This is a genomic window from Verrucomicrobiia bacterium (genome assembly GCA_019634635.1).
Lineage (GTDB): Bacteria > Verrucomicrobiota > Verrucomicrobiia > Limisphaerales > UBA9464 > UBA9464.
Genome location: JAHCBB010000014.1, coordinates 79,090 through 92,655, shown reverse-complemented (window position 1 = coordinate 92,655; position 13,566 = coordinate 79,090). Strand labels below are relative to the sequence as shown.

Genomic DNA, 13,566 nt, shown 5'->3' with positions numbered 1-13,566 from the left:
GTCTAGCCGTTCAAGCGGTGGAGGTCCTCAACCTCCGTCGTGCGGTAGCGCCGATGGATGGCGATGATCAGCGCCAGACCCACGGCCGCCTCGGCGGCGGCCACTGCGATGGCGAACAACGCGAACAGGGGGCCCTGAAGCGACTCCGGATTCGGGCCGTATCTCCAGAACGTGATGAAGTTGAGGTTCGCCGCATTGAGCATGAGCTCAATGCCGATCAGGACCATGATGGCGTTGCGCCGCGCCAGCGCGCCGGCAAGACCGATGGCGAACAGGGCGGAGGCCAGCAGCAGGTGCAGGACAAGCGGGGACATGTGGCGGCTCAGGGTTTGCGGTGGGCGGTGGCGCTTGGGGGCGGGGGAGGCATCGCGATGACGGCCGCGCCGATCAGGGCGGCGGTGAGCAGAAGCCCGACCGCCTGAACCGGCAGGATGTAGTCCCGGAACAGCCGGTCCCCAAGCGCCCGCACGGCGAGGTCCGGCGGCGGGATGTGTGGCGCCTGAGGCAGGGCTGCAGGATCGGACACCAGCGCCCCGGCGATCAGGGCAAACAGGGCAAGGGCGATGAGGCCCGCGGACACCGGGTCATTGGCGATCCGTTCCCGGGGCCGTTCCACGCGACGCGTGAGGAGGATGGCAAACACCACCAGGACGGCGACGGCCCCGACGTAGACCAAGATCTGGATGAACCCGAGGAACTCCGCGCCGAGCCGGAGAAACACCAGCGCCAGTCCGACGAGACTCACCGCCAGCCAGAGGCCGGCATGGACCCGGTTGCGGCACGTCACGGCGGCCAGGGCCGCGCCAAGGACCAGTCCGGTGAGCAGGGCAAAGGAGAGGGTCATATGAAGTCTAGGCAAGGTGACGATAGTGCCGCACGGGGTGGCGGGTGGCGAAGGCCCGCGCATAGAGGCTCCAAGGTCCGGCGAGCAGGGCGATGCCCAGCGCCCACCGCAGCACGGCCGGCCACGGTGTGGTGAAGTGCCACACTCCGGCGACGACGAGGTTGATGAGGCTCATGGGCAGAAGGAACTGCCAGGCGAACTGCATGAGCTGGTCCATGCGCAGCCGGGGCAGGGTTCCCCGCAACCAGATGAACACCAGCATCAGACCGCCCAGCTTCCCGAAGAACCACATCCAGGATGGCACCCAGTCGAGGAATGGAAACAGCGGCAGCCAGCCGCCGAGGAACAGGGTGATGCCGAGGCCTGTGATCGCGAACAGCCCAAGGTATTCCCCAAGGAAAAACAGGGCGAACTTGAAGCCGGAGTACTCGGTGAAATAGCCCGCGACGATTTCGGATTCGGCCTCGGGCAGATCGAACGGTGAGCGGTTGGCCTCGGCAATGGCGGCGATGAAGAACAACAGCGCTCCCGCTGCGCCCCAGGGCGTGAACACATTCCAGCCGGTGAGGAAGCCGCCAACCACGCGGTCCTGCTGCTCAATGATTGAGACCAACGACAGGGAGCCGGTGAGCATGACCACCGTGACCGTGGACAACACCAACGGGAGTTCATAGCTGAGGAGTTGGGCCAGGGCCCGCATGGCGCCCAGCAAGGAGTATTTGTTGTGGCTGGACCACCCGGCCATGAAGACCCCGAGTTCGACCGCGGTGCCGACCATGAGGAAGAACAGGAGTCCCGTCTCCGGCAGGTCGAGCGCCACCATGTTGCGGCCGACCGGGAGTACGGCAAAGGCCAGCACCGGCGGGACGACCACCACCAGCGGCGCCAGAAAGTGCAGGAGGCGGTCTGCAGCGCGGGGCACGATGTCCTCCTTGGTCAGCGACTTGATGCCATCCGCCGCGAACTGCAGGAACCCCGCGGGACCGACGCGGTTGGGCCCGGGGCGGTTTTGCATGCGGGCCAGCGTTTTGCGCTCCACCACGGTGGTGAGGGCGAAGAGCAGGGGGAAGACCGCGAGGATGGCCCCGACCGACACCACCGCGGAGATCCAAGGCTGCAGTTCGCCGGGGAACAGCCCGACCAGCGCGTGTTTGCTCGTGACGAAGATCTGGTCCAGCGCGTTCATGCCTTCGGCGGCTCCGGCGGTGCAGGCGCGGGGGTGCGGGCAGCCGCGGCCCGCACCTTGGCGGTCTCCTGCTCCCGTTGGGCGTCAATGGCCGCGGCGTCGGTGGGATGCAGCCGCTGGAAGTGGGCGTTGGGACGCCAGAGTTGATCCTTGTGGCGGAGCAGGCCCTGGAAGCGGTCGGCGGTCGCCAGTTCGAACTCCTGGTCCATCTTGATCGCATCAAATGGACAGACCTCGACGCAGATCTGGCAGCTCATGCACACCGACAGGTCAATGTCGAAAACCTCGGGATACAGTTGCGGTTTGCCGACATGATCCGGCTTTTTGGTCCGGCTCTTGACGATGAAGATGCACTGGGGCGGGCACTCCTTCTCGCAGATCTGGCAGGCGACGCAGCGCAACCCGGCTGCCGGATCGTCCCCATCATGCACCAGGAATGGAAACTGGCGCGCATTCTCCTTCGGGGGCAGGCGCTGTTCCGGGTACTCGACGGTGACGAGGCGCTCCGGGTCCGTGAAGCTCCCGACAAAGTTCCTGGCCGTGACCGCCAGCCCCCGGATGATGCCGCCTCCGACCATACGCATTTCGCTAACGATCCACCTCGCCCAGCACGATGTCCACACTGCCGAGGATGACCACCGTGTCGGCCACCGAGTGGCCGCGACAGAGGTCCTCCAGCACCGTGAGGTTGATGAAGCTGGGCGGGCGTATCCGGTACCGGTACGGGTTCGCGCTGCCGTCGCTGATCAGGTAGAACCCCAGTTCCCCCTTGGGGGACTCGATGCGGCCGTAGGCTTCGCCGGGCTTCGGACGAAACCCCCGCAGCCGCGCCTTGGGGTCCATCACGGGTCCCTCCGGTATGTCCCGGAGGGCGGGTCCCAGGATCTTGAGCGATTCCCGCATCTCCAGCACCCGGATCATGTAGCGGTCAAAGACGTCCCCATGATCCCCGAGGGGCACCCGGAACTCGAAGCGGTCGTAGATGCCGTAGCGATCCTTCTTGCGGACGTCGCAGGGAACGCCGCTGGCGCGGGCCATCGGGCCGGAGATCCCCGCGGCAATGGCCAGTTCCGGGGTCAGCACACCGATGCCCTGGGTGCGGCCGAGGAGGATCTCGTTCGACGACAACAGCGCCTCGAATTCGTCGAGGAACCGGTCAAATCCGGCAACGGCCTGGCGCACCTGGTCCATCCAGCCGGCCGGGGCGTCGCAACGGCATCCGCCAAACCGCATGTAATTGCACATCATCCGCGCCCCGGTGAGCGATTCGAACAAGTCGAGGATCCGCTCACGCTCACGGAACGCATACATCAGCGGGGTGCCGAGCGCCCCCATGTCCTGCAGCAGGAAGCCGCAGACTGTCGCGTGATTCTGGAGGCGGGTGAGCTCTGCCGTGATCACGCGCAGGTACTCGGCCCGCTCCGGCACCTGCAGTCCGGCGAGTCGCTCCACGGTGAGCGCATAGGCCCAGTTGTTCGTCAGCGAGCAGAAGTAGTCCAGACGGTCCGTGTACGGCATCGAGGCCAGGTAACTGGTTCCCTCGGCGATTTTCTCGTGGTTCCGGTGCAGGTAGCCGAACACAGGCTTCAGGGTGACCACCGACTCGCCGTCGAGCGTGACGTTCATCCGGAAGACCCCGTGGGTGGACGGATGTTGCGGCCCCAGCGAGACCTCGAGCAGGTCGGCGGGATCCTGGCCTTCCAGGTCCCCTGAACGGGAGCGCAGCTCGAAGCCGCCGGACGCCGCCGGCGCGTTCATGACGTCCCCTCCGGAATTGGCTGATGGCGCCGGGCCCGGGCTGCGATATCGCCGTGGGGCGTGGGTTCGTATTCGTAGTCGTCGGGCGCCTCGTAGTCCTTGCGCATCGGATGGTCGAGGAAACCGTCCCACATCAGGATGCGGCGCAGGTCCGGATGCCCCTCGAACCGGATCCCGAACAGGTCGAAGATCTCCCGTTCCTGAAATTCACAGCTCCGCCAGACGGGGGTGAGCGAGGACAACACCGCGCCCGCGGCACGATCCGAAGTCCGCTGGCGGATTACGAGGGGTCCCCTTGGGTGGACCGTCGAGTACAGGTGATACACGGCCTCGAGATATCCGGGGCGGTGGACCGTCTCCGTGACCTCCTTCTCGACGCCATCCACGACCCGAAGGCGCTTCACGGTGTCTTTTCGATCGGGCCAGTCCACACCGGTGGCGTTGGAGCAGTAGTCAAAACGGAGGTCCGCTGAATCGCGAAGGAACGTCGCCGCCGCCACGGCATGCAGCGGGTCCACAGCCAGGGAGGACTGGTCGGGAACCGCGGGGTTGGCTACCAGCGCGATCGGGGCTCCGACCGCCTGCGCCAGCCGGGTTCTGAGTTCCTCCAGCCACTCCACGCGCGCAGTTTATGGAGCGGGTGTCGTCGCGCAAAGGCTTAAGGTCCGCGAATTCCTGCAGGGGGTCGCCGGATCAGCGCGGTGCCTCCCAGACTTCGAGAGGTTGGTACTCGGCGCTGTGAATGAGGCGGCGATCGTCATCGGCAAAGCGGATCCAGTTGCGCGCCCATTCCATCGGAAGCTGCAGCCGTTGCCGGCGCGGCGCGGCCCCGGGAGGTCCGGCACTCCAAAGCTTCAGGCTCTGGTCTCCAGAGGTCGCGAGCACGGTGCCGTCGGCCGAGACTGCCAGCGCCGTGACTGCTCCCCGGTGGGCCCGGAAACCTTCTTCGGAAAGTTCAGCCCAGTGGATCGTCTCGAACACGCGAACCCATCCGTCCTCGTTCCCCACGAACAGCCTTGAGCCGTCGGGGTGGAAGGCGACCGCGGTGTCCTGGTCCCGACGGCCCTTGAGCGTCCGTTCCACGGGGTCGAGGCCGCTGACGGGGCGGATTTGCACGTGCGGATCCGCCGACGTGACGGCGAATCGCTTTCCGGAAGGTTCGATGGCGAGGTCCGCAACACTGCTGTTGCCATCCACGACCCGAATCGGACACGACTCTCGGATGGATCGGGACTCAAGGTCCAGGCGGACCAGCTCACCATATTTCAGCACGAGGACGTGACGACCATCCGGGGTGGTGCCGCCCAGCCGGCCCCGCAGGTTGAGTCCCGGATCCTCGATCTGCCACAGCGTCTCCGGCAGCCGCCCCCGGCAATCCCAAAGGCGGTATCGGGCCTCCTCGGGTGCGTAGGTGAGCGCGCGGCCGTCGGAGAGCACCGCCACGGGCTGCTCGTCGTCGCCGAGGTCCACCAGCCGGGACTCCGCAGTGTCCCACCACCATCCATGCTGATCCGGGCGGCGGAAGAGGATCCAGCGCCCGTTCGACGACGCCGCCGCCTTGAAGGCAAAGGTGGCGGTCTCCACACCGGACACCGCCTGACGGCTGACCGCGGCGCGCACCGGCCACATCCGAAGCGTGCCGTCGTCGCTGACCGTGACGAGCATTCGTCCGTCCGGCGTGAATGCGACATCCCGAATCCGCGCCTCATGGCCAAGCAAAAACCCGGCGCGTCCGTCCTGCGCACTGCGAACCAGCAGGCCTGACGGGAGACTCAGCAGGCTGGCGGGCGCCGCGGCCACGGACACGTCCGGATCGGGATTGAGATTTGGATCCGGAACGTTCGGATGCGCCGGTTCCAAGAAGTCGAAGGTCCTCAGGACACCATCGTCGGACGCCACCGCCAGGAGGGGATCCGTTGGAGAAAACGCCACCGCATTCACCGAAAAACGGAGATGCTGGAAGAAGACCCTCTGTCCGGTCGGAATTTCGTGTACCGTGATCTCCCGGAGCCCGATCGCTTCGGTGCCCCAGATTACGGCGATGTAGCGTTCATCGGAAGAAAACTGCACCTGACCGGCATCCAGAAACCGGTGAGGGCGTCCCTTCAGCCTCAGTTTGGGTTCCCCCTGCGGGAAATCTTCTGCGGGCCACACGTGGACTGCGGAGGCCCAGGGATCCTCCGCCGGATGGGTCGTGGCGATCCATCGCCGCCGGGGCGAGGCGCCCACGGGGCCGGCGCTCAATGGGGGGCCCGGTCCGGCCAGGAGGGTGGCGAGATCAAGGATCGCCGTGCCCGGGTCCGCGGGCGCGCCATGGGGCCGGCTGCTGCCCAGGAGCAGGCGGTGGTCATCCAACCACGCGGCAGTGGGCGACCGGCCGGCCCACGAAACGCGCAGCTCTCCGGACCGCACGTCGGTGACGAGCACGGTGTCGCCGGCGGTTCCGTGGATCTGCCGGCCATCCGGGGAGATGCGGATCCTTCGGTGCCGGGCCGGATACGGGGCTTCCAGGTCGTCGCCGTCGAGGGTGGCGAGTGATTTTGGAAGGATCGTGCCGCGAACGGGATCAAAGAGATGAAGGCGCGACCGGTCGGTGAACACGACGAAACGTTCCTTCTGAGGCCACCAGGACAGGCTTTGCGGGACGGCGTTGGTGAAGTGGATCGCTGCCAAGTCATCGCCCCGGGTCAGCCAGTTTAGGAGCCGCCATTCGAAGCCCCTCTGGTCCGGCGGGATGCTTGCGAGCAGGTGCCGGGCGTGTCCGATATCGAGGTTGCTTCGGGCCGCCAGGGCGTTGGCGACCGTCCCAAAATAGGCGTTATCCTCCGCGAGGCGCCGCGCGATTTCTGCGCGGCGCCATTCCCGGGAGATGCCGGCAAATCCCGAGATCAGGCACAGCATCACGGTGGCGATCAGCGCGGTGACGCGCGGCTGCCGGCGCATCCAGCCTGCGGCGTGCTCCCAGGGAGTGGCCGCGCGGGCGAGCACCGGCTCCTGCCGCAGCCACCGCTCGAGGTCCCCGGCCAGCGCCTCCGCGCTGGCGTAGCGTTGTTCCGGACGCTTTCGCAGGCACTTCAGGCAGATGGCGGCAAGGTTACGGTCCAGCCCGGGACTGTGGCGCTCCGGGGACACGGGATCCTCGTGCTGGACCCGTTCGAGCGTTGCGGCGATGGAGTTCCCGGTGAACGGGCGTTTTCCGGTGAGCAATTCATAGAGAATGGCGCCAAGTGCCCAGACGTCGGTGGCAACCGTGAGGTCCTCGTGGCGTCCGGCGGCCTGTTCCGGGGCCATGTAGTCGGGTGTTCCAAGGCTTGCACCCGCCCGGGTGAGCGTTGCGGTGCCAACACTGGTCGTGATCTTGGCAAGGCCGAAGTCGCAGAGATGGGGCTCGCCGTGCGCATCGAGCAGGATGTTCGAAGGCTTCAGATCCCGGTGCAGAATGCCGTGCTGATGGGCGAAATGAACCGCCCGCGCCACGGTCGCGATCAGGCGTGCGGCCACCTCTCCGCGGCGGCTCGAAGCGTCCCCGGTCGGTTCACCAGCGATCCGCTCGGCAAGTGAACCGCCCGGAAGCAGTTCCATGGTGAAATAGGGGTGCCCGTCCACCTCGCCCGTTTCGAAGACCGGGACGATGTTCGGATGCGTCAACCGGGCCACCGCGGACACTTCGGTGTGGAAACGCAGGGTCTCCTCCGCGGTCGCCAACGGCCCGAACCGGATCATTTTCAGGGCGACTTCCCGCTCAGGTTTCCGCTGGCGGGCTGCGAACACCAGGCCCATCGCGCCCGCGCCCAAGGGGCGGGTCAGGATGAATCTTCCGAAGTTTCGGGGCAGTGGGTCCCGGGGGAGCTGGCTGAGTCCGAGGCGGACCTCGGAAAAGCCCGTCGTCGCTGCGGACAGCGACGACATGAACCTGCCGGCCTTGCCGGAAGGCTCCACGCCAAGTTCGAGGAGGCACGCGGCGCAGTGCTGCCCGACGTCAGGTGCCGCACCGCACGTGGGGCACGCAGCGTTCCGATGGGCCGCGTCTCCGGAGGCCTGTGCGGGATCTTCAACGGGCATTGGCCAGCGGGGCTCCGGCGACCTGGCCGGCGTCCGGATCGCGAAACAAGCTCACCAGGTGGCGCAGTTCGCCGTCCACATCCTCGTCCCGTTCGACGGTGCGCCGCACCTCGCGCCGGAGCAGGCGGCCGAAATCGCACCGGAAATCAAACGCCGCCTTCTTGACGGCACCCTCGGTCATTCCCATCTGGACGGCGATCTCGGCGTAGGACTGCGGCGGGCTTCCGCCCGAAACCAGCGATTCCTTCAGGGCGGCAAACAACTCCGGACGGGCCGCCCACGACTCCGACAGCCTCCGGAGGGTCGTGGACAATAATTCGCGGGCCCAGTGACGGTCGAAGGACACCTCGGGTGACTCAGCATCGCCATGGGACCCCCATTCCGCGTGGGTCTCATCCTCCAGGATCAACAGCGGGATCCCAGCGCCCCGCTTGAGCGCAGTGGTCCGCACCCATTGATCCCGAAGCCAGCGCACGAAGCAGGCGAGCAGGAACGTCCGGAATCGTCCGGCGCCCGGGGCAACGTTGTGTAAAAAATCGCGGTTCAACAGATGGGCAAAGAATCCCTGTACCGAGTCCGCCGCATCCTCGTGGGACTGGCCGCGCTGCCGGGCAAACCGATAAAGTGGGCGCCAGTACGACCGGGCCAGACGGTCCAGGGCGGCGAGAACTTCTGCAGGGGATCCATCAGAGGCGGCCAGCACCACCGACCAGGCCGTGGGGGGAAAGGCACCGGCGCCGGTCGGCGATGGCGCCGCATGTTCCGCGCGCGATGCCCTTGGGGGATGCAGCACCTGATCAGGGACCTCCCGAACCGGAACGGAGAACTCGTTCATACCCGGTCAGCCCCTGACCCTTTGGACGTCCGAATTCTTTGAGGACCCGATTTGTGCCCCACCAAGGGAGATTCCCGGTAACCAATGCCGGGACATTCCTTTTGCACAGGGCAGTAAGGATGTGGAATTGCGGACACAGGCAAATTGGTTCTCGATGGTGAATCAACTCACGGCCTCGGCCCATGGACAAGCACCAATCGGAGGGGTCCGCCAGTCGCTGGATCCCTGTCGCGTCAGGCGTCGCGACTTCACGAGGCTTGAGGAGCGTCGTCATGCCGGCATGAACCTGCTCATCGAGGGGTGGCGGCCCGCCGAGGTGGCGCGTCGGTTGGGCGTCTCGGATGTCTCAGTGCTGCGATGGAAGCGGGCCCTGGCCTCGAAGGGAGCGGAGGCATGGCGGCGTGGGCGCCTCGGGAAGCCACCCAAATTGAAGGAGCGGCACCTGCTGGTTCTCCGAAATCTCCTGGAAACCAGTTGCACGCAACATGGTTACAGCGACGACCGATGGACGTATCGGCGGCTGGCCACCGTCCTTCGGGATCTCACCGGCCTTAGCGTTCACCCGGACCACCTCTCCCGCGTGATTCGAGGACTGAATCGCGGTGGATGGCACCCGCGGGTAACGATCCACGGCGCCGGTCAGGTGGCAATGGAGGCACCTGCCACGTGAATGAGGGTTGGAGTCGGGCCGGTCGTCCGCCGCCAAGTTCTCGTCGTTGACCCGGGATCCGAACGCGCCCCCACGCGATCGTCAGTCGGGATTTCGCCCCGCCAACCGCTTGCCTCTCCGACGAATCGGCGTATTCGTAGTGTCAAACTAGTACGAACACGTATGAATTGGGTGGAGCATTGCGATGTGGTGGTGATGGGTGGCGGGCCTGCGGGGGCGGCGGCGGGCTGTGTGCTCGCGGACCATGGGCACCGGGTGGTCGTGCTCGAGCGTGAGCGGTTTCCTCGATATCACATCGGAGAATCCATGATTCCCTTCACCTACCCGGCCCTCGAACGGATCGGAATGATCCCGAAGCTGCGCCAGTCCGGGTTCGTGAAGAAGTATTCGGTCCAGTTTGTGGCACCGTCGGGAAAGGCCAGCCAGCCGTTCTATTTCTTCAACCGGTATGATCGCGACACCGTGGCCCAGTCGTGGCAGGTGGTCCGCAGCGAGTTTGATCAGATGCTCCTCGATCAGGCGCGGTCCAAGGGGGCGGACGTCCGGGAACAGCATGAGGTGGTGGGATTCCTCAAGGAGGATGGGAGGCATGTCGGGGTCGAGGTCCGGACGGCTGCCGGAGACACCGTGGAGTTCCGGGCTCCCCTGACCATTGACGCCACCGGACGGGAAGCGATGGCCGCGACCACCTACGCGTGGCGTCGGGGGGATCCCAAGCTGCGGAAGGTGGCCGTGTGGACGTATTTCGAGGGCTCGCGGCGCGACGATGGCATTGATGAAGGGCAGACCACGGTGGCCTTCATTCCAGACAAGGGCTGGTTCTGGCACATCCCGCAGCACGGCGACCGGGTCAGCGTCGGCGTGGTGGCCGAGGGGGCGTACCTGACGCGCGGCGGGATCAAGGACCCGCGCTTGATTTTCGAGCGGGAGGTTCCTGAAAACCAGTGGATTGCCGCGCGCCTGGCGACCGGCCGCTGTCTGGGGGAATTCTGGCTGACCGCCGAGTACACCTTCCGCTCCGAGTTCTCCGCAGCCGACGGCCTTGTGCTCGCGGGCGACGCCTATGGATTTCTGGACCCCGTGTTTTCCAGCGGTCTGATGCTCGCGCTCAAGAGCGGCGTCGCCGCGGCGGACGCGGCACATGACGCCATCCATGCCGGTGATTTCCGAGCGGAGCGTTTTTTGGCGTACAGCCGGGTGATGCACGAGGGCATCGAGAACATGCGCAAACTGGTCTACGCGTTCTATGATCCTCAGGTCAGTTTCCGCACCGTGACGGACGAATCTCCGGATCTCGCCGGCGACCTGACAGACTGCCTTTCCGGGGACGTGAACAAGGATTTTTCGCGATTGTTTGAGGCGTTTGGCCGGATCACACCCATCCCGGAGCCGTTGCCATATGGATTCCCCCGGGCCAACAGTAGCGTGCCGCTTGTCGCCGCCTGAGACCTGCCTACGCTGGGCGCGGTGAAGCTGGTCCAGATCACACCCGGGGCCGGAGGCATGTATTGCGGCAATTGCTTCCGGGACAATGCCCTCGTGACGGCGTGGCGACGTCTGGGCGTCGAGGCGTTGATGGTGCCGCTTTACCTGCCGATGACCCTGGATGAGGCCTCCACGGCGAACGGGACCCCGACGTTCTTTGGGGGCATCAATGTGTACCTCGACCAGAAGTTCGGATGGTACCGTCGCGCGCCGGCCTGGCTGCGGCGGCTTGCAGACGCGCCCGGCTTGCTCCGGTGGGCCGCCGGCAGAGCCGCAAAGACCCAGGCTGCGGATGTGGGTGATGTGACCGTCTCCATGCTTCAAGGAGAGCACGGCCTCCAGTCCCGCGACTTGGAGGAAATGGTTCAATGGCTGGCCGGGTCTGGCGCACCCGATGCGGTGTTTCTCTCCAATGCCATGCTGGCGGGGTTTGCCCGGCGCCTTCGGGAGGTGTTGGGATCCCGGGTGGTCTGCTTCCTTCAAAGCGAGGAGACTTATCTCGATTCCATGCCGGAGCCCTGGCGAAGCCGCTCCTGGGAGGCGCTGCGCCAGCGGGTTTCCGACGTGGATCTGTGGGTGTCACCCAGCCGCTATTTTGCCGACCGGATGGCGGCCCGCCTGGACCTCCCGCCCGCGCGGATCGCGATCGTTCCCAACGGCATCCTGCTGGATGGATATGACCGGCTTCCGGCCCGGTCGAGAAAGGCCCCGGGCGATCCGTTGACCCTGGGATTCTTCGCGAGGATGTGTGCCGACAAGGGGTTGGATCTCGTGGTAGACGCCTTCATTGCACTGCGTTCCGGAGGTCGGCATCCGGGGCTGACGCTCAAGGTGGGCGGGGGATGCGGTCCAGGGGATGAATCCTACGTGTCGGCCCTTCGCACCCGGCTGGAGGCTGTGGGACTGGGAGGGGCGGTCACCTTCCATCCCAATGTCAGCCGGGAGGGGAAGATCGCATTCTATGCGGACTGCGACGTCCTATGCGTCCCCGCGCGGATGAGCGAGGCGTTTGGGCTTTACATGATCGAGTCCATGGCCGCCGGTACCCCGCTGGTTCAACCTGCGGTGGCGGCATTCCCCGAGATCTTGGGCGACACCGGGGGAGGCGTGCTCTACGGGGCCAATACGGCAACCGGATTGGCCGCGGCCCTGGAGCCACTCGTCGCCGCGCCCGGCCGGCTTCGCGATCTCGGGGATGCCGGCCGGCAGGTGGTGATGGCCCGATACTCGGACGCCGCCATGGCCCGTCGGGTGGTCGAGGCTCTCGGATCCCTCCTCGCAAAGCCATCAGGCTGACTCGCCAAGGACCTCCTCTATCGCCCCGCCAAGCGCGTTGACGACGGTCCTCACCTGCCGCGGAGTTGTGCAGTACGGCGGCATCAGGACCACCACATTGCCGATCGGTCGGGTGAGCACTCCCCGGCGTGCCATCGCCTCGCAGACGCGGATCCCGGCCCGTTCCCGGAGATCCCAGGGCGTGCGGCGCCTCCAGTCGCGAACCAGTTCCACCCCGACGACAGTGCCCGCCTGCCGGATGTCGCCCACTGCAGGCAACGACCACAGTGCGGGCAGTTCGGAGCGGAGCGCGGCCTCCAGCCGGGCCCTGTCCTCCAACGAAGCCCGGGACTCCAGCAGGTCGAGACTTGCAAGCGCCGCGGCAGCTCCGAGCGGGTTGCCGGTGAAGCTGTGACCGTGGAAGAAGGTTTTGAACTCGGTGTAATCCCCAAGAAACGCCTCGAAAACCGCCTGGGTGGTCAGCGTGGCGGCCATCGGGAGATAGCCTCCGGTCATCCCCTTGGCGAGGCACAGGAAATCGGGCTGCACGGAGGCCTCATGGATGGCAAAAAGGCGCGGCCGTCCCGGGGACCGCGGGATCGCCCGGCAGGCGCGGCCGAATCCGGTCATCACTTCGTCAGCCACCAGGAGGGCGCCATGGTCGCGGACCAGGTCGGCGGTGCGCCTGAGCCAGCCCTCGGGCTGTGCGATCATTCCCGCGGCTCCCTGGATTCCGGGCTCAACAACAAATCCGGCATACGGCGCCCCCCGCCGACGGGCCGCATCCAACCGGGTGGCGACGGCATCCACGCATTCCCAACGACAACTGCGGGTGTCGCGTGCATCGGCCCGTGCAGGCGCGGCGCGATTGTGGGGACAGCGGTAGCAATAAGGCGACATTACGGCATCGGTCCGGAACTGCAGCCCGGAGAAGGCACCTCGAAAGCGGGCGATGTGTCCGAGGGAGGCCGCTCCGACGGTATCGCCGTGGTACGCATGCTGCAGGCTCAGAAAGCGCGGGCGAGAGCGCGGTCCCCGCGTTCTTCGGACCACTTCGTACGCCATCTTGAGCGCCACCTCGATGGCTGTGGATCCGTCGTCCGAGTAAAAAACCTTCTGAAGCCGCGGTTGCAGCGAACGGCGCGGGTTGGCGGCGCGGACGAGCCGGGCGGCGAGGCGGCTCGCGGGTTCGTTGGCCAATCCCAGTGCCGACACATGGGCCACCCGGGCCAGTTGGCGCCGAAGGGCGGCGTTGATTCCGGGATGGGCGTGGCCGTGGAGGTTGGTCCAGATGGACGCATTGGCGTCCAGGTAGCGGCGACCCCTGACATCGCGCAACACCGCGCCGCGGCCGGAGACGGGGATGCACGGCTCCTCGCGGAGCCAGTCGCGCATCTGGGTAAACGGATGCCAGACGTATCGGTGATCCAGGCGGGCGATCGGGTGCACGG

The 13,566-nt window shown here is 66.3% G+C and carries 12 protein-coding genes; 3 read left to right on the top strand and 9 right to left on the bottom strand.

The window, feature by feature from the left end; translation table 11 throughout:
- Window positions 1–2: 2 nt before the first annotated feature.
- The 8 genes from nuoK to KF791_11610 form a co-directional block, all read right to left on the bottom strand.
- Window positions 3–314: an NADH-quinone oxidoreductase subunit NuoK gene (gene nuoK, locus KF791_11645; protein MBX3733234.1), complete on the bottom strand. Its 312-nt coding sequence runs from the start codon at window positions 312–314 to the stop codon at window positions 3–5.
- An 8-nt stretch (window positions 315–322) separates the two neighbouring features.
- Window positions 323–859 carry an NADH-quinone oxidoreductase subunit J gene (locus KF791_11640; GenBank protein ID MBX3733233.1) on the bottom strand — a complete coding sequence of 179 codons (537 nt, stop codon included), beginning with the start codon at window positions 857–859 and terminating at the stop codon, window positions 323–325.
- Complete coding sequence (gene nuoH / locus KF791_11635; GenBank protein ID MBX3733232.1) at window positions 852–2,030, bottom strand: NADH-quinone oxidoreductase subunit NuoH; 1,179 nt, start codon at window positions 2,028–2,030, stop codon at window positions 852–854. The genes KF791_11640 and nuoH overlap by 8 nt, the downstream gene beginning before the upstream one ends.
- Entirely contained in the window at window positions 2,027–2,608 is a 582-nt protein-coding gene (locus KF791_11630) for a 4Fe-4S dicluster domain-containing protein (protein ID MBX3733231.1), read from the bottom strand. Before KF791_11630 ends, nuoH begins: the two co-directional genes overlap by 4 nt.
- 10 nt (window positions 2,609–2,618) lie before the next feature.
- Window positions 2,619–3,788 (bottom strand): NADH-quinone oxidoreductase subunit D, encoded by a 1,170-nt coding sequence (locus KF791_11625; protein MBX3733230.1) that lies wholly within the window; start codon window positions 3,786–3,788, stop codon window positions 2,619–2,621.
- Complete coding sequence (locus KF791_11620) at window positions 3,785–4,408, bottom strand: NADH-quinone oxidoreductase subunit C (GenBank protein ID MBX3733229.1); 624 nt, start codon at window positions 4,406–4,408, stop codon at window positions 3,785–3,787. Before KF791_11620 ends, KF791_11625 begins: the two co-directional genes overlap by 4 nt.
- 73 nt (window positions 4,409–4,481) lie before the next feature.
- Window positions 4,482–7,697, bottom strand: a complete 3,216-nt coding sequence (locus KF791_11615; protein MBX3733228.1) for a protein kinase — start codon at window positions 7,695–7,697, stop codon at window positions 4,482–4,484.
- 142 nt (window positions 7,698–7,839) lie between these two features.
- The gene (locus KF791_11610) at window positions 7,840–8,685 is read right to left on the bottom strand and encodes a sigma-70 family RNA polymerase sigma factor (GenBank protein ID MBX3733227.1); all 846 of its coding nucleotides are present in this window, start codon (window positions 8,683–8,685) and stop codon (window positions 7,840–7,842) included.
- Window positions 8,686–8,965: 280 nt separating this feature from the next.
- Between KF791_11610 and KF791_11605 the strand changes: the two genes are divergently transcribed.
- From KF791_11605 to KF791_11595, 3 genes are all read left to right on the top strand, one after another.
- Window positions 8,966–9,355: a helix-turn-helix domain-containing protein gene (locus tag KF791_11605; protein MBX3733226.1), complete on the top strand. Its 390-nt coding sequence runs from the start codon at window positions 8,966–8,968 to the stop codon at window positions 9,353–9,355.
- A 162-nt stretch (window positions 9,356–9,517) separates the two neighbouring features.
- Window positions 9,518–10,801, top strand: a complete 1,284-nt coding sequence (locus tag KF791_11600; GenBank protein MBX3733225.1) for a tryptophan 7-halogenase — start codon at window positions 9,518–9,520, stop codon at window positions 10,799–10,801.
- Between the two features lie 21 nt (window positions 10,802–10,822).
- Complete coding sequence (locus KF791_11595; GenBank protein MBX3733224.1) at window positions 10,823–12,136, top strand: glycosyltransferase family 4 protein; 1,314 nt, start codon at window positions 10,823–10,825, stop codon at window positions 12,134–12,136.
- Here the strand turns inward: KF791_11595 and bioA are convergent.
- Window positions 12,128–13,564 (bottom strand): adenosylmethionine--8-amino-7-oxononanoate transaminase, encoded by a 1,437-nt coding sequence (gene bioA, locus KF791_11590; protein MBX3733223.1) that lies wholly within the window; start codon window positions 13,562–13,564, stop codon window positions 12,128–12,130. The genes KF791_11595 and bioA overlap by 9 nt on opposite strands.
- Window positions 13,565–13,566 lie beyond the last annotated feature (2 nt).

Bases quoted from the DNA above. Each gene is read 5' to 3' on its own strand.
- nuoK (MBX3733234.1), bottom strand. From the start codon at position 314: ATGTCCCCGCTTGTCCTGCACCTGCTGCTGGCCTCCGCCCTGTTCGCC.
- nuoH (MBX3733232.1), bottom strand. From the start codon at position 2,030: ATGAACGCGCTGGACCAGATCTTCGTCACGAGCAAACACGCGCTGGTC.
- KF791_11630 (MBX3733231.1), bottom strand. From the start codon at position 2,608: ATGGTCGGAGGCGGCATCATCCGGGGGCTGGCGGTCACGGCCAGGAAC.
- KF791_11625 (MBX3733230.1), bottom strand. From the start codon at position 3,788: ATGAACGCGCCGGCGGCGTCCGGCGGCTTCGAGCTGCGCTCCCGTTCA.
- KF791_11615 (MBX3733228.1), bottom strand. From the start codon at position 7,697: ATGTCGTCGCTGTCCGCAGCGACGACGGGCTTTTCCGAGGTCCGCCTC.
- KF791_11610 (MBX3733227.1), bottom strand. From the start codon at position 8,685: ATGAACGAGTTCTCCGTTCCGGTTCGGGAGGTCCCTGATCAGGTGCTG.
- KF791_11605 (MBX3733226.1), top strand. From the start codon at position 8,966: ATGAACCTGCTCATCGAGGGGTGGCGGCCCGCCGAGGTGGCGCGTCGG.
- KF791_11600 (MBX3733225.1), top strand. From the start codon at position 9,518: ATGAATTGGGTGGAGCATTGCGATGTGGTGGTGATGGGTGGCGGGCCT.